Consider the following 21,687-nt stretch of genomic DNA (forward strand, 5'->3'; position numbering starts at 1 on the left):
GCATGAGCGCACATGATGCCCGGACGATTCTCGTCACCGGTGTGAACGGCCAGGTGGGCTACGAGCTTGCGCGCACGCTGCAAGGGCTCGGCAAGGTGGTCGCGGTGGACCGCGCCACGCTGGATCTGTCGAATCCCGATCAGATCCGCAGCGTGGTTCGCGAACTGCGGCCTGCGCTGATCGTCAATCCGGCAGCTTATACCGCGGTCGACAAGGCCGAAGAAGAGTCCGATCTCGCGCTGCGCATCAACGGCGATGCACCGGGCGTGCTCGCCGAAGAAGCGAAAAAGCTGGGCGCGGCGCTGATCCACTATTCGACCGATTACGTGTTCAACGGCACCAAAGAAGGGGCGTACGTCGAAGACGATCGCACCGATCCGCAGAACGCGTATGGCCGCACCAAGCTCGCCGGCGAGCAGGCGATCGCCGCGACCGGCGCGAATCATCTGGTGCTGCGCACGAGCTGGGTGTACGGCACGCGCGGCAAGAATTTTCTGCTGACCATGTTGCGCCTGGGCGCCGAGCGGCCCGAGTTGAAGGTGGTCGCCGACCAGTTCGGCGCGCCCACCTGGTGCAACACGATCGCCACGCTGACCGCGCATCTGGCGGCTCAGGCCTTCGCCGCCGAAGACAGCGCGAAGTGGTGGAGCGAGCGCTCGGGCGTCTATCACCTGTGCGCGGGCGACTCGACTTCGTGGCACGGCTTCGCGTCGGCCATCTTCGAACTCGCGGACTTGCCGAACCGGCCGAACACCTTGCCGATCCCCGCCGCCGACTATCCGACGCCGGCGAAACGTCCTGCCAATTCGAGGATGTCGAATGAGAAGCTGGCGCGTGTGTTCGGACTGGCCGCGCCGCATTGGCGCGACGCCTTGAAGCTGTGCCTGACCGACGGGTTTCCGAAGTCGCCCGCCGTGCGTTCCTGACGCCAGGTTTCAGGGCGCTTGCCACAGCGCACAGCGCCGCCGCACTCGAGCTGTCTGACGATAGTGAAAGGGGGCGAGGTTAGAATACCGATCAACGACCAGGACCCGCGCCAGCCCATCAGCCGGCTGCGGCGCGCGAACGATCGTACGAGCCGCTGATTTCATGGGTTGTGCTGATTATTGATCGTCGGATCGTCGGTGTGACTGCGTAATAAGTACTGTACTGAGAGGGCTCTGTGAGTTTGTTACCGATCATCCTGTGTGGCGGGGCGGGGTCCAGACTATGGCCCGTCTCGCGTGAATTGCACCCGAAGCCGTTCATCCGTCTGGCGGATGGCGAGAGCCTGCTGCAGAAAGCCTTCTTGCGCGCGGTGGCGCTACCCGGTGTGCAGGAAGTGCTGACGGTAACCAATCGCGATCTGTTCTTCAAAACGGAAGACGATTTCCGCGAAGTGAACGCGCAAGGCTGCGCCACCTCGTTCATTCTCGAACCGTTCGGCCGCAACACGGCCGCGGCGGTCGCCACCGCGGCCTTGCATACGGCCAGGGTGCACGGCGAGCAGACCGTCATGCTGGTGCTCGCCGCCGATCATCTGATCGCCGACCAGACGGCTTTCATGGCGGCAGTGGCGCAGGCGCAGACGCTCGCGCAAGCGGGCAAGGTCGTGACCTTCGGCGTGCAGCCCGATACGCCTGAAACCGGCTACGGCTACATCGAGGCCGATGGCGACAAGGTGGTGCGTTTCGTCGAGAAGCCGTCGCTCGAGAAGGCCCGCGAGTATCTCGCGTCGGGCAAGTTCGTGTGGAACTCGGGCATGTTCTGCTTCACCGCGGGCACGATCCTCAAGGAGATGCAGCAGCACTGTCCCGACATTCTCGGCGCGGCGGCCGAGTGCATGGAGAAGTCGCCCTCCGCCGCGGGCAAGGAAGGCGCCCAGGTGCGGCTCGAACCGGGCTGTTTCGGCGCGGTGCCGGAGCTGTCGTTCGACTACGCAGTGATGGAGAAATGCGAACACGCGGCGGTGGTGCGCTGCGCTATCGGCTGGACCGATGTCGGTTCGTGGACCGCGCTGAGCGACCTGTCGCCGGCGGACGCGAACGGCAATCGCGTCGAAGGCGAGGCGCTGCTGTTCGACGTGAAGAACACCTATCTGCGCGGCGGCGACCGGCTGATCGGCGCGGTCGGGGTCGAGAACCTGATCGTGATCGACACGCCGGATGCGCTGCTCATCGCAGACCGGGATCGCGCGCAGGACGTGAAGCAGATTTTCGCCGAGCTCAAGGCGCGCGGCCATGAAACCTACAAGGTGCATCGCACGGTGCACCGGCCGTGGGGCACGTACTCGGTGCTCGAAGAAGGTCCGCGCTTCAAGATCAAACGCATCGAGGTCAAGCCGGGCGCGAGCCTCAGCCTGCAGATGCATCATCACCGCAACGAGCATTGGGTGGTGGTGAGCGGCATGGCCAAGGTCGTCAACGGCGAACGGGAGTTCTTTGTGTCGACCAACGAGTCGACCTATATCCCGGCGGGTCACAAACATCGGCTCGAAAATCCGGGCGTGGTCGAGCTCGTGATGATCGAAGTGCAGAGCGGCGAATATCTGGGCGAAGACGATATCGTCCGCTTCGACGACATTTACGGACGTACTTGAGATGGATATCAGCTTTACCAATGACACAGAAGACCTGACGCGTCACACCGAGAGCGACGATCTGATCGTCGGCATGAAATCGGTGCGGGTCTGGGGCACGCTCGGCTGGCACGACATCCGGCAACGCTATCGCCGCTCGGTGCTGGGACCGTTCTGGTTCACGTTGAGCACGATCATCATGGTCGTGGTGCTCGGCGCGCTGTACTCCACCTTGCTGCACCAGGAGATCTCGGACTATCTGCCGTTTCTCGCGGTGGGTCTGGTGGTATGGGCCTACCTGGCATCGGTGGCCAATGAAGGCTGTTCGGCGTTCATTGGCGCCGCCTATCTGATCAAGCAGATCCGTCTGCCACTCACGATCCACGTATGCCGGATCGCGTGGCGCAACTTCGTGATCCTGCTGCACAGCCTGCCGGTGGTCGTGGTGCTGCTGCTCGCCTTCGGCCATTGGCCCGGCTGGGAATTCGTGCTGGTGCCGCTCGCGCTGCTGATCCTGCTGCTGCACGGCGTGTGGCTCGGCGTGACGCTCGGTGTGCTGTGCGCGCGCTTTCGCGACATTCCGCCGATCGTCACCAACCTGATCCAGGTCGTGTTCTTCTTCACGCCGGTCATGTGGTCGCCGGAAATCCTGAAGGACCGCGCGTGGGTCGCCGAATACAACCCGCTGTATCACCTGATCGAAACGGTGCGTGCGCCGCTCACCGGCCGTCCGACCCATTGGGAATCGTGGGCCTGGTCGATCGGCTTGTTGATCGTCGGCTTCGCGTTCGCGCAACTGCTGATGAAACGTTTCCGTAATCGCGTTCCTTACTGGCTTTGATATTGTGAGTTCTTCATCGATTGTCGCTCGTAACATCTCCGTCGAATTTCCGATTTACGAGAACTCGCATCGCTCGCTGAAAAAGGCGGTGCTCAATCTCACGACGGGTGGCCGGATCGGCCAGGATGCAGGCCGCCATGCGATCGTCAGGGCGATCGACGACCTCAGCTTCAGCTTCACCGAAGGCGAGCGCGTGGGCCTGATCGGCCACAACGGTTCCGGCAAGACGACGCTGCTGCGCACGCTGTCGGGCGTCTACGCGCCGGTGCGCGGCGAGCTGAAGGTGCAGGGCAAGATTGCGTCGCTGCTGGACGTGTCGATGGGCCTCGACCCCGACGCGACCGGCTTCGAAAACATCTATCTGCGCGGCATCCTCGACGGCCTGAAGCCGGCGCGCATCCGCAGCAAGATCGACGAGATCGCCGATTTCAGCGAACTGGGCGACTACCTGAATCTGCCGGTGCGCACCTATTCGAGCGGGATGATGCTGCGTCTCGCGTTCGCGATCTCGACCAGTGTCGAAGCCGACATCCTGATCATGGACGAGTGGCTCAGCGTGGGCGACGCGGCCTTCAGCATCAAGGCCGCCGAGCGTCTGGAGGGCCTGGTTGGCAAGGCGTCGGTGCTGGTGGTCGCGTCGCACGATCCCTCGCTGGTGGCACGCGTGTGCAATCGCAAGATCCTGATGGAGCACGGCCGGATGGTTGCCGACGAGCCCGTGAGCCCGCCCGAGAAAAGCGACGCACCGCTCGTCAGTCACGCGGCGCAAATACCGCATTGAGATTGCGAGCGTGAGCGGCGGCGCTCACGCAGCATTGCGTCGTCAGGTCGCTGCATCGTTGCTCACCGCACGCGCCATGACGTGCTGCGCGAATCGAATGTTTCCGGTTCCCGGCGAGGCTTCGCGGCCATGCGATCGCGCTGCCGATGCTGGCCGCGAATTCATCGCGGCGCACTCGGTGGGAGTCGGACAGGCGTAACCCAACAGCGCAATTCAGGGGCATGAGCCCATGCGCAATATAGGCGCGCCATAGGCGCAACAAGGTTCGAATTTCATGCGAGCTAATCACCCATTTCTGCGCTACTCCGAATCCCTGCTGGTGCGTCAGCCGTTTCGCACCTTGAAGGGATTCGCGGGCGGCTATGTCGCGTATCCGATTGCCGAGAGCCGCGAGAAACGCAGCGTGCGTCCGAAGATCCAGGAGCTGCGCGAGCACTACACGCTGCCGATGCCGCAGCGCCGCCGCATCGCGCTCGAACGCCTCGCCGGCATGCTGGAATTCGCCGGCGCGCAGGTGCCTTACTACCGCGATCTGTTTCAGGCGAGGCAGTTCGATCCGGCCAAGGTCAAACAGGACCCGCGCTATCTGGAAGAGCTGCCGTATCTGACCAAGGACATCATCCGCGAGCAGGGCCCGCGCCTGTTGTCGGGACCGCTGGAAGCGGGCCGCCATCACGCGTGCAAGACCGGCGGCTCGACCGGGCTGTCCACCACGATCTACTACGACCAGCAAGGCGCGGATTACTCGTCGGCGGTCACCAATTATTGCCGCGAACGGATCGGCAAGCTGCGGCATCGCTCGGAGCTGCACTTCGCGTGCCGCTTCCCGGACCAGGTCGTGCCCGAGTGGCCGTCGCGCGAAGACTTCAAATGTTTCGCGATGAACCGCAGCAACATCTTCTTCGACCGCATCGACGATCAGGGTCTCGAGGAAATGTGGCGCACGCTCAAGCGTCGCAAGCCCTATCTCGCGCACTCGCATCCGTCGACCATGTACGCGCTCGCATGCTACGTGCAGCGCAAGTATGGCGGCGGCAAGGCGTTCGAGGTGTTCGAGTCGAGCGGCGAGCTGCTCGAACCGCACGCTCGCGAGATGATCGCGTCGGCGTTGCGTTGCCGCGTGATCGACCGCTATGGCCTCGCCGAGCTGGGCGTGATGGCCTATGAACTCGACGGCCGTGAAGGCGGCTTCCAGATTCTCGAATCCGAAGGCTGGCCGGAGAGCCGCGTGTCGGAGAACAATCCCGACGGCGCGCACGAACTGGTGTTCACGGGCTTTCGCAACAGGCTGATGCCGCTGATCCGCTATGCGACCGGCGACCTCGCGCGTGTGCAGGAAACGGACAAAGGCTTTTTCCTGACCGAGGTGGTCGGACGGATTCACGACGTCGTGCCGATCAACGGCGTCGCGCACCCGACGCACCACATTCAGGACATGCTCGATCATCGCGTCGGCGGAATCCAGGAATTTCAGATCGATCTGCGCACCACGCCGCCGACCTTGCGCATCGTTCTCGAGCCGAGCGCCAACGCGGACGAAACGACCGCCAAGCTGCGCCACTTCTGGCAGGACGCGTTCACGATCGCGTATGTCGGTCACGACGATTTCGTGCGGGTCGGCAGCCGGGCTAAATTCCGTCACGTGGTGAGCGCATGATCGGCGTCGTGTTTCCGGACGCTCGCGCCGACGCCGGCCAGCATGTGCTGGCGGCGCTGCGGCGCTCGGTCAGTACGACCCAGGCTCAGGCGATCTCGCGCAACATGCTGCGCGAGATCGCGCCGGACGTGGTGGTCGCCATCGACGCGCCGGATGGCTGGAGCGCCGACCTCATCGCGCTGGTCACCGCGCGGCCACGCAAGCTGATCGTGTTCGGTCACATGCCGATCGCGCTCGCGGACTATCTGCGCTACCGGCCCGCGGACTTGCCGGGCGACCTCGCGCAGGCGAGCCGCAGCGCACCCGCGCCCGCCGGCGAGGCACGCGCGAGCGCGGCGGTGGTGCGCTACGGCGCACTCGCGCAGACGCTTGGCGGGCAGGCGTGGCAACGCCCGTTCGAGCGCTTCGACTTCACCGACGAATGGAACAACCTCGGCTACGGCGCGATTCGCGCCGACGGCTCGATCTGGGCGGTGACGGAGGCGGCGCAGGTGCCCGCCGAAGCGGAACTCGCAGCGGTCGTCGTGAACGGCGAGCGGAAGTTCGCGTATGCCGCGCTGTGGGACGCCGGCGCGTCGAGCGTGCTGTGGTTCAACCGGCCGGTCGGCCCATGCGATTCGTTCGAGTGGCGCATGGTCGAGCAGTTCGTGTCGGGCTACCGGCCCGACGCGCTGCCGTGTCAGCCGGTTCTGAGCGAGCTGCCGTGGGGCTATGACGCGGCGATCACATCGCGCCTCGATTGCGACGAGGAGATCGAATCGGCGCGGCCGTTGTGGCAAGCGTATCAGCGCCTCGGCGTGCCGTTCACGCTGGCGGTCCATACGCAGAACCTGAATCGCGCGGATCAGCTCGGCATTCTTCGCGAGTTGCTGGCCGATCGCCAGCAGGGAGCGGTGCTGTCGCATACGGCCACGCACGCGCCGAACTGGGGCGGCAGCTACGACACCGCGCTCGCCGAAGGCAGCCAGTCCGCCGAGCTGCTCGAACGGGTGACGGGCGTGCCGGTGCGTTATGCGGTGTCGCCGTTTCACCAGTCGCCTCCTTACGCGATGCGCGGCCTCATCGACGCCGGCTACGCCGGCTGCATCGGCGGAATCATTCGCAACGATCCGGAGTTCCTGAGCGCGCGTGGCGGCGCGCTTGCCGGACTGCCGGCAGGCTTCGTCGGACACAGCCAGCAGTGCATGCTGCATGGCGACTGCATGCTCGAAGGGGGCGACCCGCTCGCCATTTTCAAGCAGGCCTTCGACCATGCGTACGCGACCAACACGCTGTTCGGCTATCTCGATCACCCGTTCTCGGAGCGCTACGCGTATGGCTGGCGCGACGAGGCGTCGCGCATCGACGCGCACGAGCAGTTCATCGCGTATATCCGCAGGACGGCGCGCAAGCCGTTGTTCCTGCATGAAGAAGCCGCGCTCGACTTCCTCAGGTTCCGCTCGCTCACGCAGATCATCGAAGAAGGCGGCGCGTTTCGCGTCGTGACGCCGTCCAGTGAAACAACGCCGTTGACGCTCGGCGTCGAGTTCCGGGGCGCACACACGCAGGTCGAGGCGGGGAAAGCACTGCAATGAAAGTCATGGTGGTGATGGGCACGCGGCCCGAGGTGATCAAGCTGGCGCCGGTCGTGCGGGCCTTGCGTGACGAGTTCGACACGATCGTTTGCGCGAGCGGGCAGCACAAGGACATGGCCGCGCAGGCGCTCGCGTTCTTCGGCATCGAGCCGGACATCACGCTCGACACGATGAGCCCGGGGCAATCGCTGAATGCGTTGTCGTCGCGTCTGATCGCTGCGCTCGATCGGGCGATGGACGAAGTGCGTCCCGATTGGGTGATCGTGCAGGGCGATACGACGACAGCTTTTTGCGCGGGCTTCGCGGCGTTTCATCGCGGGATCCGGGTGGGCCACGTCGAAGCGGGACTGCGTACCGGCGATCTGTCGAGCCCGTTTCCCGAGGAAGCGAATCGAAGTCTGCTTGGCCGCATCGCCACGCTGCATTTCGCGCCGACCGAATCGGCGCGTCGCAGTTTGCTGAGCGAAGGCGTCGCGGCGCAAAAGATCGTCGTGACGGGCAATACGGTGGTGGATGCGATTGCCGAGGTGCGCGAGAGCTGGCGCGTGAGCCCGCCGCAAAGTCCGCTGCCGCAATGGCACGGCGCGCAGAAGGAACATGTGCTCGTCACCTGTCACCGGCGCGAAAATTTCGGCGACGTGCTGCAGGAGATCTGCCGGGTGCTGCGCGATCTGTGTCAGCGTTACAGCGCTTACCGGTGGGTGTTTCCGGTGCATCTGAATCCGGCCGTGCGCGGCCCCGTGCATCGCGAGCTGGACGGCATTGCGAACCTCGCACTGATCGAGCCGGTCGATTATCCGACCAGCCTGTATCTGATCAGCGGCAGCGCGGTCGTGGTCAGCGACTCCGGCGGCATTCAGGAAGAAGCGCCGACCTTTGGCGTGCCCGTGGTCGTGATGCGCAATCACACGGAACGCCGCGAAGGCGTCGATGCCGGTTTCGCGACGCTGGCCGGCCAGGCCGCGGCGAGTATCGAGAGCGCGGTGAGCGGCTGGCTCGACGATCCGGCGCGGCGCGCGGCGCTGCGCAATCGCGCGAATCCGTACGGCGATGGCCTGGCTTCCCAGCGTATCGTCGAGAGCCTGCAAGGCCGACCGGTCGAGGTGTTCATTGGTTGACGGCAAGAACACGGCGTTGGCCGCGCAGGACTGCATACTATTTTCGACCGCCGACTGGGACGAGCCCTACTGGACCAACAAGCAGCACACGGCGAGCATTCTGGCCGCACGCGGCTGGCGGATTCTCTATGTGGAGAGCGTCGGCTTCCGCTCGCCGAAGGTCGGCAGCGGCCGCGACTGGGCGCGGTTGTGGCGCCGTTTGTGGCGCGGCGTGCAGTCGCTCGTGCTCGGCCCGCCGCGACGTGCGGAAAACGTTTGGGTGCTGTCGCCGCTGATGGTGCCGGCCGGCCATCACCTGCCGTTCGTGCGTGCGCTGAATCAGGCGCTGCTGCGCTATAAGGTGCAACGCTTCGCGAAGTCGCGACGCTTCAGTAAGCCGGTGGTCTGGACGTATCACCCATACATGCTTGACGCGATCGCAACGTTGCCGCGCGGGCCGCTCGTGTATCACTGCGTCGACGATATCGCGGAGATTCCCGGCGTCGACGTGGACGCGTTTCGCAGTGCGCAGCAGGCGCTGCTCGGGCAGTGCGAGGCGGTGTTTACGACCGCGCTGTCGCTGAAGGAAACCTGTTTGCCGTTCAATCGCAACACGCATTTTTTCGGCAACGTGGTGGACGATGCGCACTTTGGCGAAGCGCGCGCCGAAGGACCGCTGCCTGCCGAGCTGGCCGCGATCCCCGAGCCACGGCTCATCTATCACGGCGTGCTGTCGGACTTCAAGGTGGACTTCCCGTTGTTGTTGCAGACCGCGCAGGCGCGGCCGCACTGGCAATGGATCATTATCGGCGAGGAGCGCGAAGGGCAGCGCAGCGATCTGCTCGCGCAACTGGCGCGCTTGCCGAACGTGCATCTGCTCGGCTATCGCCCCTATCGAATCCTGCCGCAGTATTTGCGCGGCATGCAGGTCGGCGTGCTGCCGACGCTGCTGAACGACTACACCCGCTCGATGTTCCCGATGAAGTTTTACGAATATCTCGCGGCCGGTTTGCCGGTCGTGTCGACCCCGCTCGACTTCGCGAAGGAGCCGCGTGCGGGTCTCGAAGTGGGCGGCGATACCGACGCGTTTATCACCGCGATCGAAAAGCAGCTTGCGCGCGGCAAGCTGAGCGCCGAGGAAGTGCGTGCGGCCGTGGGCGAGAACACGTGGGACGCGCGCCTGGACAAGATGCTGGCGATCACGTTCCGTGGCCGTGCCGAGGGCAATGGCAGCCCGGCTTCGCTGGACGCGGTGGCGTGAGTGGCGCGAGCATGAAAGTTCTGCACATCTATCGCACGTATTTCCCCGACCCGCCCGGTGGGCTGCAGGAGGCGATCCGCCAGATCAGCCTGTCCACGCGCGCCTGCGGGGTCGATCCGCGGATTTTCACGTTGTCGCCGAATCCGGTGCCGCGCGACATCCAGTTTCCCGAGGGCGTGGTGACACGTTCGCGGTCATGGGCGGCGCCGGCTTCCTGCGACCTCGGCGGCTTCGAGTCGCTGCGGCAGTATCGGGCCCAGGCCGAATGGGCCGACGTGCTGCATTTTCACTTTCCGTGGCCCTTTGCGGATGTGCTGCATCTGCTGGGGCGCGTGAAGAAGCCGGCCGTGATGACGTATCACTCCGACGTGGTGCGCCAGCGCGCGCTGGGCTACGTGTATGGACCGTTGATGCGCTCGACGTTGCGCTCGATGTCGGCGGTGGTCGCCACTTCGGCCGTCTATGCGCGCAGCAGCGCGGTGTTGACCGGCATGGTCGACGAGCAGCGACTGAAGGCGATACCGCTTGGCATCATCGACTATCGCGACGATCCGCAACTCGGGCGCTTCAGGCCGCAATGCATCGAGCGCCTCGGACTCGGCGACCGGCCGTACGTGCTGGCACTTGGCGTGCTGCGGTACTACAAGGGACTGCACACGTTGATCGAAGCGGCGCCGTCGATCGCTTCGAACATCGTCATCGCGGGTTCCGGGCCCGAGATGGAGCGGCTGACTGAATTGGCGAAGCAGGTAGGTGCGTCGAATGTCGTGTTCGCGGGGCAGGTGTCGCACGAGGAGAAGGTCGCGTTGCTGAGCGGCTGCCGCGCGTTGGCGATGCCATCGCACTTGCGCTCGGAGGCGTTCGGGATGGTGCTCGTCGAGGCCGAAATGTTCGGCAAGCCGATGGTCTGCTGTGAGGTCGGCTCGGGCACCTCGTATGTGAACGAGCATGGCGTGACCGGGTTCGTGGTCCCGCCTGAATCGCCAGCGCAGTTTGCGGCGGCGGTCAATCAACTGGTGCAGAACGAACCGCTCGCGCTGAAAATGGGGGCGGCGGCGCGTGAGCGCTATGAGCGGCTGTTTTCCGGGCCGGCGTTGGGCAACGCGTATCGCGGACTGTATGAGGAGGTATTGGGGCTATAAAGCGGCCGGCGGGTGCGCTGGCGCGCGGTGTCGCGCATACTTCTTACACCCTGAAACAACTTGCAATAAATAGCGGGTAACGGCATAGTTGGACTCATTTTTCCGGCCAGGCAAAGCGCCGGAAGCAATTTTCCAACGCTGTTTGCGCGCATCCGTACACGGCGGGGGCGTGTTCAATGCCTCTCCGAGCGCCGACGCTCATTTTGCGCATTGCGCTTTTCGCAATGCCGCACAAAATGTCGATCCTTGCCGATAAATGTTCTGCGCGAGGCTGGCGTTGCAGGTTCACGGAGCGTTGCGCTTAGGCCGATTTATTGCCAGGGGGCAGGTCGTGTTTTTCCCGGTGTTTTTGTCCGTCGTATTTGTCGTTCGCGATCAGGCGCGAGAGCTCGAAGTCATGCTGAAGGATGCCGCCGCGGTCATGGGGACGCTCGTCAGCGACTACGAACTGATTGTCGTGGACAACGCGTCCGCGGACGACAGTGTCGCCGTACTCAAGCAACTGGCGAGCGAGCGCGGCTTGCCGAATCTGCAGGTATATGCGTTGACCAAGGAGGTCGATTCAGACACGGCCTCGTGGGTGGGGCTCGAGAATGCGCTCGGCGATTTCGTCGCGGTGGTCGACCCATTGGTCGACGACATCCGCTTCCTTCCGACCATGCTCGACAGGGCGGCAAGCGGCGCGGACGTGGTCTTCGCCGACAACGAACAGAAGCCGGTGCAAAGCTGGGCGTACCGTACGTGCCTGAGCGCATTCAATGCGATGTACAAATGGTCCAACGGCGTGCACCTGGCCAAGGATGCGCCCCAGTACCGGCTGCTCAGCAAACGCGTGATCAATTTCATGCTGCAGCATCCGATGCCCGCGATGACTTACCGGTATCTGCCGGCCACTGGCGGCTTTGCGCGCGTGAACCTGACCTATAGTGTGCCGCCCAAGGCCGCGCATGCGAAGCACCTGTGGCATAGCATCGATCGCGGCATCCGCCTGCTCGTGTCGACCACGCGGGCGCCGATGCGGCTCGTGACCGCGCTGTCGCTATTCGGCGCGGTGTCGAACCTGATCTACTCGGCTTACGTGATCGCGATTGCGCTGCTGAAGGCGGATGTGGCGCCAGGTTGGGTGACGTTGTCGCTGCAACAGTCCGGCATGTTCTTTCTGATCTCGCTCGTGCTGCTGGTGCTCGGCGAGTACATTCTGCAGATGGCGCGGCTGAGCAACGAAGGTCCCCTATACCATGTCGCGCAGGAATTCACGAGCAGCGTGATGACGCGTCGTCAGAAACTGAATATCGAAGACGTCAGATTGCCTGAGCCACATCGCGCGAACGTGAACGACTCGATGCATTCCTCCTGACTGAACGGGAGGATTGGCTCATGCAAGATGCTGTAGTCATCGGCGGCGGTTTCTACGGAACGGCGATCGCGATTTACCTCAAGAAGCAGCGCGGGCTGAAGACGGTGACGTTGATCGAACGTGAGCCGGCCTTGCTGGTGCGCGCTTCGTACAACAATCAGGCGCGCGTTCACAACGGCTATCACTATCCGCGCAGCTTCACGACGGCCTTTCGCAGTCGCGTCAATCTACCTCGCTTCGTGCGCGACTTTCCCGACGCCGTAAAGCGCGACTTCACCAAGGTCTACGCGATCGCGCGGCGCAATTCCAAAGTGACGGCGCGGCAGTTCGAGCGGTTTTGCCGCGAGATCGGCGCGAGTCTCGAACCCGCTCCGCAGGCGATTCGCGATCTGTTCGAACCGCGCCTGATCGAGCAGGTGTTTCTGGTGGAGGAGTACGCGTTCGATTCAACCCGGCTCGCGGACTGGGCAAGGCGCGAACTCGCCGAACTCGACGTCGAGGTCAGGCTGAATACGCGAGTTGAGCGAATTCACCGGCAGGGCGACGGTTTCGTGCTGGAGTGCGACGATGCGAACCGTTCGGCGTTGCACGCCCGATACGTTTTCAACTGCACGTATAGCGGTCTGAACCAGTTCGCCGGCGACTTTCATGGCACGCAGACGAAATTGAAGCACGAGATCACCGAGATGGCGTTGGTCGAGACGCCACCGGAATTGCGCGGGCTTGGCGTGACCGTGATGGACGGCCCGTTCTTCTCGATGATGCCGTTTCCGGCTCGCGGCCTGCACACGCTCTCGCACGTGCGCTATACGCCGCATTCGAGCTGGATGGATGCGCCGGGCGAAGACCCGTACAAAAGATTGCACGAGTATCAGCGCGACAGCCGCGTGGACCGCATGATGCGGGACGTCGGGCGCTACTTTCCGGCAGTTTATGATGCGCGTTACGTCGACTCGCTGTTCGAGGTCAAAACGGTCCTCGTGAAAAACGAAGGTGACGACGGTCGCCCGATATTGTTCGAGCAGTATCCGGCGTCGAATGGCCTCTATTCGATCCTGGGCGGCAAGATCGATAACATCTACGACGTGCTCGAGAAGCTGGACGCGGAGACCTTCGTTGCCACTTCGCAAACACACACGGTATTGGGAACAGGCAAATGAACGATGCATTGATTGGATATTCGGGGTTCGTAGGATCGACCCTGCTGAAGCAAAAGCATTTCGACGCGCAATTCCGCTCGACCAACATTGAACAGATCCGCGGGTCGTCGTTCGGTCTGGTGGTCGGCGCGGGTGCACCGGCGCAGAAGTGGATTGCGAACGCGCAACCCGAGGCGGACCGCGAGAAGATCGAAGGGTTGATCGCGCATCTGTCGACGGTGAAGTGCGATACGTTCGTCCTGATCAGCACGGTCGACGTGTTTCGCAATCCGGTCGGCGTCGACGAGAACACGCCGGTGGACGAGCAAGGCTTGCATGCGTATGGCTTGCATCGGCGCCTGCTGGAGAAATTCGTCGAGACGCACTTTCCCAGCCATCTGATCGTCCGTCTGCCAGGGCTCGTTGGACCGGGACTTCGCAAGAACGTGATTTTCGATTTTCTGAACGGCAACAATCTTCATGCGATCGATAGCCGCGGCTCCTTCCAGTTCTATCCGATGGTGAATCTCTGGCATGACATTCAGACTGCGCTCGCTGCGGGTCTGAAGCTCGTGCATCTGACCGCCGAGCCGATCACGGTGGCCGAAGTGTCGGAGGCGGGCTTCGGCAGACCGTTCGATCAGGCGACCGTGGCGCAACCCGCCAGCTACGACTTCCGCACCGTGCATGCGGGGCTGTTCGGCGCCACCGGCTCGTATCAATACAGCAAGCGGGAGACCATTCAGGCGGTCCGCGCGTATGCGCAATCCGAGCCGCTGAAGGCCGCTGCCGGATCGGCGGGGCACGCATGAGAATCGCCATTTCGAACATTGCATGGGAAGTCGCCGACGATCAACACGTCGCGGACATTTTGCAACAGTATCGCGTCGATGCAATCGACGTTGCGCCGGGCAAGTATTTTCCGGACCCGAAGACCGCCGAGGCGGCCGACATCGCACGCGTTCGCGGATGGTGGTCGGGGCGCGGTATCGCCATCACCGGAATGCAGTCGCTGCTGTTCGGGACCACCGGGCTGAATGTGTTCGGCACGGCCGAATCTCAGCAGGCGATGCTCGAGCATTTGCGCGCGGTGTGCCGGGTCGGTGCGGGCCTGGGCGCACAACGGCTCGTATTCGGTTCACCGCGCAATCGCGATCGCACCGGACTCACCGATGATGCCGCGCACGATATCGCGGTGACGTTCTTCCGCCGCGTCGGCGACATCGCTGCCGAGCAGGGGGTGTTCGTTTGCCTCGAACCCAATCCACCGTGCTATGGAGCGAACTTCATGACCAATAGCCGCGATACTGCCACGGTCGTGTCGGCCGTTGCGCATCCTGCGATCCGCATGCAGCTTGACACGGGCGCGGTCACGATCAACGAAGAAAACGTGCGCGATGTCGTGACGCAATACGCGCAGCTGATCGGCCATGTCCACGCGAGCGAACCCAATCTCGTCACGCTTGGCGAAGGCGGAACGAATCACCGCGCGGTCGCCGACGTATTGACCGAGCTGTTGCCGCAGCAGGTGGTGTCGATCGAAATGCTCGCACCGAAATCCGGCTCGGCCATGGACGCGGTTCGTCGTGCCGTCGGCGAGGCCGTTCGGTGCTACCGCTCCGATGGGGGAGCGTGCGCATGAAGTGGCTGATTCTGGTGCTGGGGATTGCGTCGAATGCTTCCGCAAGCGTGCTGGTCAAGATCGCGATGATGCCGCCGCGGCGCTTCCCGAGTCTTAGCGATCCGATCGGCGCGCTGAAGAATGGGCCGTTCTGGCTGGGCCTCGCGCTGTACGGCGCGGCCTTTCTGCTGTACGCCGCGGCGCTTAGCCGGCTGCCGTTGAACGTGGCACAACCTGTGCTGACCGCCGGCGCGATTGCGAGTGTGGCGGTTCTGTCAGTGGTGATATTTCGTGAGCCTTTTCCGTGGACCGTCGGTGCGGGAATCCTGTTCATCATCGCAGGCGTTGCGCTCATTACGGCCCGCGTAGGGTGAGATAAAAGGATCACAGACTTCAATGAAACTCGACATTCCCCAGCAAGTCCGCGCGACGTGGCAGGTTCCCGCTTGCAGGATTCAGATGACGTCGGAATCGCGCAGCCCATGGTGCGTCGTGATTCCGGTGATCAACGAAGGCGCGCGCATTCGCAATCTGCTCGAACGGATGGCGGCACTCGGTATTCCCGTCGCAGCGGATGTGATCATCGTCGACGGCGGCAGTACCGATGGTTCGCTCGATCTCGAGTTCCTGAAGAGCAAGGGCGTTCACACGCTGTTGCTCAAGACGGGGCCCGGCAAGCTGAGCGCGCAATTGCGCTGCGCTTACGCGTTGGCGCTGGATCAAGGGTACGAGGGCATCGTCACGATCGACGGCAACGACAAGGACGACCCTGACGCGATTCCCCGCTTCATCGAAGAGTTAAAGCGTGGTGTGGATTTCGTGCAGGCGTCACGCTATCTGGCTGGCGGCATCGCGGAGAACACGCCCAAGTCGCGCGATCTGGCAATCCGGCTGATTCATGCGCCAATGCTCAGTCTCTTTTCCGGTTTTCACTGGACCGATACGACCCAGGGCTTCCGGGCCTATAGCCGCAAGATGCTGCTCGATTCGCGTGTCGCACCGTTCAGGGATGTCTTCTCGACGTACGAGTTGCTCGCGTATCTGTCGTATCGCGCGCCGAAGCTCGGCTACCGGTGTCTCGAAGTCGCGACCACGCGACGTTATCCGAAGGGCGAGGTGCCGACGAAGATCAGTAGTGTGAAGGGCAATCTGTCGGTGTTGCAGGTGCTGTTCAAGGCGTGCTTTGGGGCTTATAACCCGGTGTGAAATGAAAGCGCGACTCGCACGCGCGTAAGCTGCGACGAATGAGCTGTTCAATGCAAAACCAACTAACAAACACAGAAAAGACCAGCGTGGTGGTGGCGTCGGCCTCGCTGGCCGCTGCCGCGCTGGCGCTGGGCTTGCGCTTTACGCTTGCGCCGACGTATGCCGATTTCATTGTCGGCAGCATTACATGGGGAGCCAATACGAAGTTTCAGGATATGTTCGCGCCGCTGTTTTTCATGGGCGTGTTGCTTGCCGGCCTGGCATTTCTGTCGGCGCAGATCAGGAAACTTAAGAGCCATGGTACGCAGTCTGCATACGCGCAAGATCTTGCGGAGCAACTGCTGTGGTGGTCGATTCCGTCGGTCGTGGTGATCGCGGGACTGATTGCCGGCTCATCGATCGACAGGACCATACAGCTGGTTTCCGCGGCTGGGTTGCTGATACTCGGCGTATCGGCGTGGTTGCAGGCGGATAAGTCGGAGCGCGTGTCGCCATGGGTGACCGGGCTGAGTCTGTTCTCGGCATTCCTGCTGGCACTCGTACCGCTCGAAATTGCGCTCGTGCTGGGCCGCGCGCCGGTTGGCCTCGCGGGACCGATCGACGTGACACGCTACGCCAAGGTATCGCATCTGCTGATCGGCGGGCTGTTTTTGCTGGTGTTGGCTTCGGCCTTCACGCCCCGACTCGTGTTGCGCATCCTGCCCAAAAGCGTCGTCGTCGGCCAGTTGGGATTACCGCTGTTTTTCCTGACGCTTTATCCGGCGCGGCTCGCGCTGCCGGACGGCTCACTGACCAAATATTCGACGACGTGGGCGTTGAAGGCGCTCGCGATCGCGTTGGTCGTCGCCGGTGTGGTCGACGTGTTTCGGCGCTACGTCGGCTATTGCCGCGATGACAGGCAGAGCTACAAGGTACTGTTCTCGCCGCTTGCATTGTTTGGGCTGCTGATTGCTTTCAAGTTTGGCAATACGATCGGCCCGTCAATTTCCCCGAATGACTACGAGTTTGGACAGAACCTGCTCGGCTGGTCGTCGTACCTGAAGGGTGTGGCTCCCTATGTCGGCTATATCTCTCCTCACGGCTTCATGGAGGACGATTTACCCGGACTACTCTCGGTCGTGTTCTATGACGGCACGGCGGCCAGCATTTTCGATGCAACCCGGCTGAGCTCGACGCTGCTGGCGCTCGTCGCTTTCTTCGCGCTCTTTGAATTTTCCGGGAGCCTGGGTCTCGCGCTGGTCTCGACATTCTTTATTGGCGGCAGAACGGCTTTTCTGTTTTTCACGCCGTTCATGTGCTTGTGGTTCAGTGGCGCACTGCGGGCGCAGCCTGCGCGTTGGCTTGCGGTATGGCTTGTGACGGCGTCGATGGTAGTGCTGGGCGTGCCGCCGGCGGGTCTGCTGCTTGCTGCGGCGTCCGGCATATTGGCGCTCGAAGCGGTATGGCGCATGTGGCGTGGCGGCGAGCGCGAAGGTTGGAAAACATTGGCAGCGGTCTGCGTGGCGTTTCTGGTGCTTGCGCTGGCGACTCCGTTGGCCGCCATGTTGATCGGCGCGATCCGGTATGTACTCGAAAACGGTCCCATCAATCAGGTTGCGTACGGCATTGCGTGGGAGAACAGCTGGAAGCCAGGCAGCCCTAAGTCCGGCCTTGTTTTCGAATCGATCAGGATGTTGTGGCTTGGTGCACCGGCATTCTGTTTGATGATGGTGTACTCAGGCATCAAGAATCGCGCGACCAAAACCGCGACGTTTCTGCCGGCGGTCGTGGTGATGCTGTTCGCGCTGCTGCTGACGCCTTACTCGATGGGGCGTATCGATCCAGGTGATATGTCTCGCGCGGGCCTGGCGGCAATTTTCGGCTGGTCCGTGTTGATTCCCATCATTGCGTGGCACTCGACTCTGAGGTTCAACCGCGTGGCATTGGTCGTGCTTGTCGCGGGGATGAGCGCAACGTTGACGTACACGACGCTCGCCTTTTCCACGGCCGTATCTGCGGTATCGTCATTTACGCCGATCGGGCCGCTGAAAAACGGCGCGGACGTGGGGATGCCCAACGTCGGGCACGCGATGGTGCAAGATGAGCAATGGGCGCGGCTCATCAAGCTCAACACGTTGCTCAATAGCAAGCTGGCGCCGGGTGCGGGCTACCTCGATCTGACGTCGCACAATGCGCAGACGTTCTATTTCGGCAGGCCGGTCACGATGGCGGTGACGGCGGCTTACAACATGGCGCCGGTTCGACAGCAGCAACGAGCGGTCGAAAGGCTGTCGCGCGATTTGCCCAGCATCGCGCTGCTCTCGGCGGACAACATCACGTACGATGGCGGCGGCCTCGCGTTGAGAGACCCTGTGTTGTACCGGTTCGTGATGGATCGCTATACGCCGGTGTGGGCGGACGGCGCCATCCTCGGCTTTAGCGCGCCGGCGATGGCCGCCACGCAGGGGCAACGCCTGACCGTCGGAATGAGAGACCTGACGGACGACAAATGGGACCGGGGCGTGAGCCGCACCGAAGCCGCGTTGTCATTGGACGTGAGCACGCCGATGTCCGCGTTCGCGCCCGGCACACAAATTCGTTTGCATAACGGCGAGACGCACAAGGTCGCAAAGCTGTCGGCTGAACAGCATGTGATCTGGCTCGACGGCGGACCGCTCGACCCTGCGCAGGCTGGCTATCCGGGTGTCATTGATGTGACGCTGGAACCGGCACTGCAAGCGCAATACCGGTTGGCGCTGCAGGACACATCGTTTGCGAAGCCTGAGTTGGGCAAGATTCCGGTGGCTTGGGGGCGTTCGGACCGCTCGCTGTCGAAGAAAATGACCCAGGTCACGACGCTCGACGCGTTGCCGCCGACCCTGCACGATCTGCAAGCGGAGTCAGGCGTCTACAAGGTGACGGGCGGCAATCCGCAATTGAGCTTCGACCTGTCTACGCTCAACGTTTCGGGTCACGGCGCTGGGCTGCTGCGCTTCGAGTTTGCCTGCATGGACCGCCGCGCGACGCCGCGGTTCAAAGTGGCGTGGTGGGGCGACGCGCAGTCGGGTCCGGCCGAGGCTGCCCATTTGACCTTCACGGGCGACGACGGCGTGCTGATCGTCCCGCTGGATGCCTATCCGCGATGGCTCACGCTGCAACGAGTGCTGGGTCTGCAAATGACCCTCGCCGACGCGAACGCGTGCGGGACATTTGGCATCAGGAACGTGGCGCTGTATCAGCGCAATATTTTCCGCTAGCAATGAACTGGCTTTGGCGGTCGCTCTCTGCTGATTGCAAGGATCAACAGGGAGCGAGCGCGAAGTGCAACGCCCGTCTGGCTTTCCAGAACGGACGTCCGGGCGCATCGTCGCGGACTCCCGTTTCCATCCGGCGCCAACTATTCACAATGTGAGATTTGTCGTTAGACGGCTTGAGCGCAACGAAGAACTCCATATCATTTCGCGCGGTGTCGAAGAAGTTGACGCAGGCAAGATCGATCAGGTCGAGTTCCGCCATTTCACGGAATAGACGCGCAAACGAGCGGGGCGAAAATACCCAGCAGTGCACGTCGTGATAGGCCCCATTTTCGAGGCAGTCTCGCGCCACATCCAATGCGGTTTTGACGTCGTGGTGCCGCTCGGTCGAGAAGGGGTCGAGGGGCGACTTCCAGGCCGAGATGCAATCCACCTTGGCGACGTTGAGGCAATAGTCGATCAGGATCTGTGGCTGGGGAACCCGTGCGCGTATCAGGTTGCTGTACAGGACCGAAGCGATGCGCGTCTCTTCACGGAAGTAATCGAACGTGAAGCGTTTGTCCGGGACGATCAACCGCACCTCGCCGCCGGGATTCAGGACGGAACGCAGTTCGCTCAACCATGCTATGAGATCCGGCACGTGCTCGATGACATGTGACGCGACCACGTAGTCGACCTGCCTTCCGCCCAGTGCCTGTTCGAGCGTGTTGGCGCCCCAGACGGCGTCCACCTCGACGATCGCGTCCGCGTGTACGTTGGGGTCGTCCTTGTACTTGTCACGCAGTGTCTGCGTATCGGCGTGATCGACGTAGATGACGGGCCCGTCGTCCTTGAGAAGAAACGGCCGGCATAACGCGCCGATCTCCAGGCCGAGACTGTCCTTCTGATTGAGGCCGGCGAGGAGCTTTTGCTTTCGGGTGAGGGAAGAACGGACTGTCGAAATCATGGGTCTCCTGCGCCAGGCAAGTTATCCAGGTCTTAGTTGAGCCGTTACGATAGCCAGGCGTTCTGTGCGACGAGCGGCTTGGCGAGCGTGGCCATCACATCGTTCCTAATTCAACCGGAGGCTTTGCAGCCGCAGCCGTGGATGACGGGCGGATTGGACGTCCTTCACGCCAACCAAAATGCTTGTAATGAGTGACCGGGTCCGCGCCCGCGTGGAAAACATCCGGGTTGGCCGCGAGATAATCGGCAGGAACAAAACCAGGTGGGAAGATGGTGGGTTCGACAGGGTCGAGGTCGCTGCTTTGTCCTGAGATACGTTGAGTGGGCCATGCGTCGAGCCGCCTCGCGCGCAATGCTTCCAGCTTGCGGCGAAGCCGCCAGAAGGGAACGCCTGGCGTTGCGTTGCTGGCTGCGTGTTCCATTCGCAGCCAGCTGTCGGCTATATGTTTCCGGTCGAGGGAACGTCTCAGGATGACTGAAAATTCCAGTTCGTTCTTGACCGTATCGCTGAAATGCTCGCATGCAAAATCGAGCAGACCGAGTTGACATAGGTCGCCCATGAGTTTTGCGAACGACCTCGGCGTGAAAACCCAGCAATGCACATCGTAGTACACGCCATTCTCGAACGCATCGCGCGCGACGTGGATCGCACCCTCTGCAGCGTGAGATTGCCCCCCAGACTGAGGATCAATGCGCTTTTGCCATGCCTCCACGGTATTGACTTCAACGGCATTCAGGCAAAAATCGAGCACAGAATAGGGATGAGGAATCCGTGCGCGTTCGATATAGCTCGTCAAGACTTCAGGCAGACGACTCTCCCGGCGAAAATAGTCGAAAGTAAAACGTCTGTCGGGAACGACGAGGCGGACTTCGCCTGTCGGTTTGAGCACAGCCGCCAGTTCGCGTAGCCAAGTCACGAGATCCGGAACGTGCTCCACCACGTGTGACGCGATCACATAATCGACATACCGGCCGCCAATGGCTTCGTGCAGGGTGTTTTTGCCCCAGATGGCGTCGACGTCGACGATTTCATCGGCAATGACATGAGCGTCGTTTTGATATTTTTGACGCAGCCGCTCAGTGTCGGTGTGGTCGACGTAGATAATCGTCCCGGCATCGCTTCGCCGTACGAGGGGGCAACAGAGCGGACCTATTTCCACACCGACACTGCTTTGAATATCCAAACCGTTTAGCAGATGGTTTCGGCGTTTTTCTTTAACACCAGGAATCTCGTGACCGTTATCTTCCTTCCGCATGTTGCCTCCTCGAGTCGAAT

The 21,687-nt window shown here is 62.4% G+C and carries 18 protein-coding genes; 16 read left to right on the top strand and 2 right to left on the bottom strand.

The features are described 5' to 3' along the window. The first annotated feature begins 2 nt into the window (after positions 1-2). The 16 genes from rfbD (at position 3) to BN2475_RS03450 (ending at position 19,469) form a co-directional block, all read left to right on the top strand. Positions 3-926: a dTDP-4-dehydrorhamnose reductase gene (gene rfbD, locus BN2475_RS03375; RefSeq protein WP_094778167.1), complete on the top strand. Its 924-nt coding sequence runs from the start codon at positions 3-5 to the stop codon at positions 924-926. A gap of 236 nt (positions 927-1,162) precedes the next feature. After that, a complete protein-coding gene (locus BN2475_RS03380) occupies positions 1,163-2,578 on the top strand; it encodes a mannose-1-phosphate guanylyltransferase/mannose-6-phosphate isomerase (RefSeq protein ID WP_094778168.1) in 1,416 nt (471 codons plus the stop codon). A gap of 1 nt (position 2,579) precedes the next feature. Further along, positions 2,580-3,398 carry an ABC transporter permease gene (locus BN2475_RS03385; RefSeq protein ID WP_094778169.1) on the top strand — a complete coding sequence of 273 codons (819 nt, stop codon included), beginning with the start codon at positions 2,580-2,582 and terminating at the stop codon, positions 3,396-3,398. A 4-nt stretch (positions 3,399-3,402) separates the two neighbouring features. Next, positions 3,403-4,179 (top strand): ABC transporter ATP-binding protein, encoded by a 777-nt coding sequence (locus tag BN2475_RS03390; protein ID WP_094778170.1) that lies wholly within the window; start codon positions 3,403-3,405, stop codon positions 4,177-4,179. A 274-nt stretch (positions 4,180-4,453) separates the two neighbouring features. Then, positions 4,454-5,836 carry a phenylacetate--CoA ligase family protein gene (locus BN2475_RS03395; protein WP_094778171.1) on the top strand — a complete coding sequence of 461 codons (1,383 nt, stop codon included), beginning with the start codon at positions 4,454-4,456 and terminating at the stop codon, positions 5,834-5,836. Next, the gene (locus BN2475_RS03400; protein WP_094778172.1) at positions 5,833-7,410 is read left to right on the top strand and encodes a polysaccharide deacetylase family protein; all 1,578 of its coding nucleotides are present in this window, start codon (positions 5,833-5,835) and stop codon (positions 7,408-7,410) included. Before BN2475_RS03395 ends, BN2475_RS03400 begins: the two co-directional genes overlap by 4 nt. Then, positions 7,407-8,528 carry a non-hydrolyzing UDP-N-acetylglucosamine 2-epimerase gene (gene wecB, locus BN2475_RS03405; protein ID WP_094778173.1) on the top strand — a complete coding sequence of 374 codons (1,122 nt, stop codon included), beginning with the start codon at positions 7,407-7,409 and terminating at the stop codon, positions 8,526-8,528. The genes BN2475_RS03400 and wecB overlap by 4 nt, the downstream gene beginning before the upstream one ends. After that, a complete protein-coding gene (locus tag BN2475_RS03410) occupies positions 8,521-9,768 on the top strand; it encodes a glycosyltransferase (protein ID WP_094778174.1) in 1,248 nt (415 codons plus the stop codon). Before wecB ends, BN2475_RS03410 begins: the two co-directional genes overlap by 8 nt. A gap of 11 nt (positions 9,769-9,779) precedes the next feature. Continuing rightward, positions 9,780-10,910, top strand: coding sequence for a glycosyltransferase (locus BN2475_RS03415; RefSeq protein ID WP_094778175.1), 1,131 nt, complete (start codon positions 9,780-9,782; stop codon positions 10,908-10,910). Between the two features lie 343 nt (positions 10,911-11,253). Next, entirely contained in the window at positions 11,254-12,267 is a 1,014-nt protein-coding gene (locus BN2475_RS03420; protein ID WP_281254178.1) for a glycosyltransferase, read from the top strand. Between the two features lie 20 nt (positions 12,268-12,287). Further along, complete coding sequence (locus tag BN2475_RS03425; protein WP_094778177.1) at positions 12,288-13,427, top strand: NAD(P)/FAD-dependent oxidoreductase; 1,140 nt, start codon at positions 12,288-12,290, stop codon at positions 13,425-13,427. Next, positions 13,424-14,218: an NAD-dependent epimerase/dehydratase family protein gene (locus BN2475_RS03430; protein WP_094778178.1), complete on the top strand. Its 795-nt coding sequence runs from the start codon at positions 13,424-13,426 to the stop codon at positions 14,216-14,218. The genes BN2475_RS03425 and BN2475_RS03430 overlap by 4 nt, the downstream gene beginning before the upstream one ends. Beyond that, a complete protein-coding gene (locus tag BN2475_RS03435; protein ID WP_094778179.1) occupies positions 14,215-15,048 on the top strand; it encodes a sugar phosphate isomerase/epimerase family protein in 834 nt (277 codons plus the stop codon). The genes BN2475_RS03430 and BN2475_RS03435 overlap by 4 nt, the downstream gene beginning before the upstream one ends. Continuing rightward, positions 15,045-15,401, top strand: a complete 357-nt coding sequence (locus BN2475_RS03440) for a DMT family transporter (RefSeq protein ID WP_094778180.1) — start codon at positions 15,045-15,047, stop codon at positions 15,399-15,401. The genes BN2475_RS03435 and BN2475_RS03440 overlap by 4 nt, the downstream gene beginning before the upstream one ends. Before the next feature lie 22 nt (positions 15,402-15,423). Further along, positions 15,424-16,233: a glycosyltransferase family 2 protein gene (locus BN2475_RS03445; RefSeq protein ID WP_094778181.1), complete on the top strand. Its 810-nt coding sequence runs from the start codon at positions 15,424-15,426 to the stop codon at positions 16,231-16,233. A gap of 50 nt (positions 16,234-16,283) precedes the next feature. Continuing rightward, on the top strand, positions 16,284-19,469 hold the full coding sequence (locus tag BN2475_RS03450) for a hypothetical protein (protein WP_143325721.1): 3,186 nt from the start codon (positions 16,284-16,286) through the stop codon (positions 19,467-19,469). 43 nt (positions 19,470-19,512) lie between these two features. Here BN2475_RS03450 and BN2475_RS03455 read toward each other — a convergent pair whose 3' ends face one another. Together BN2475_RS03455 and BN2475_RS03460 are read right to left on the bottom strand one after the other, a co-directional pair. Continuing rightward, positions 19,513-20,412 (bottom strand): methyltransferase domain-containing protein, encoded by a 900-nt coding sequence (locus BN2475_RS03455; protein ID WP_094778183.1) that lies wholly within the window; start codon positions 20,410-20,412, stop codon positions 19,513-19,515. A gap of 94 nt (positions 20,413-20,506) precedes the next feature. Next, positions 20,507-21,667 (bottom strand): methyltransferase domain-containing protein, encoded by a 1,161-nt coding sequence (locus BN2475_RS03460; RefSeq protein WP_094778184.1) that lies wholly within the window; start codon positions 21,665-21,667, stop codon positions 20,507-20,509. Positions 21,668-21,687: the final 20 nt, after the last annotated feature.

The organism is Paraburkholderia ribeironis, from assembly GCF_900019265.1.
GTDB lineage: Bacteria > Pseudomonadota > Gammaproteobacteria > Burkholderiales > Burkholderiaceae > Paraburkholderia > Paraburkholderia ribeironis.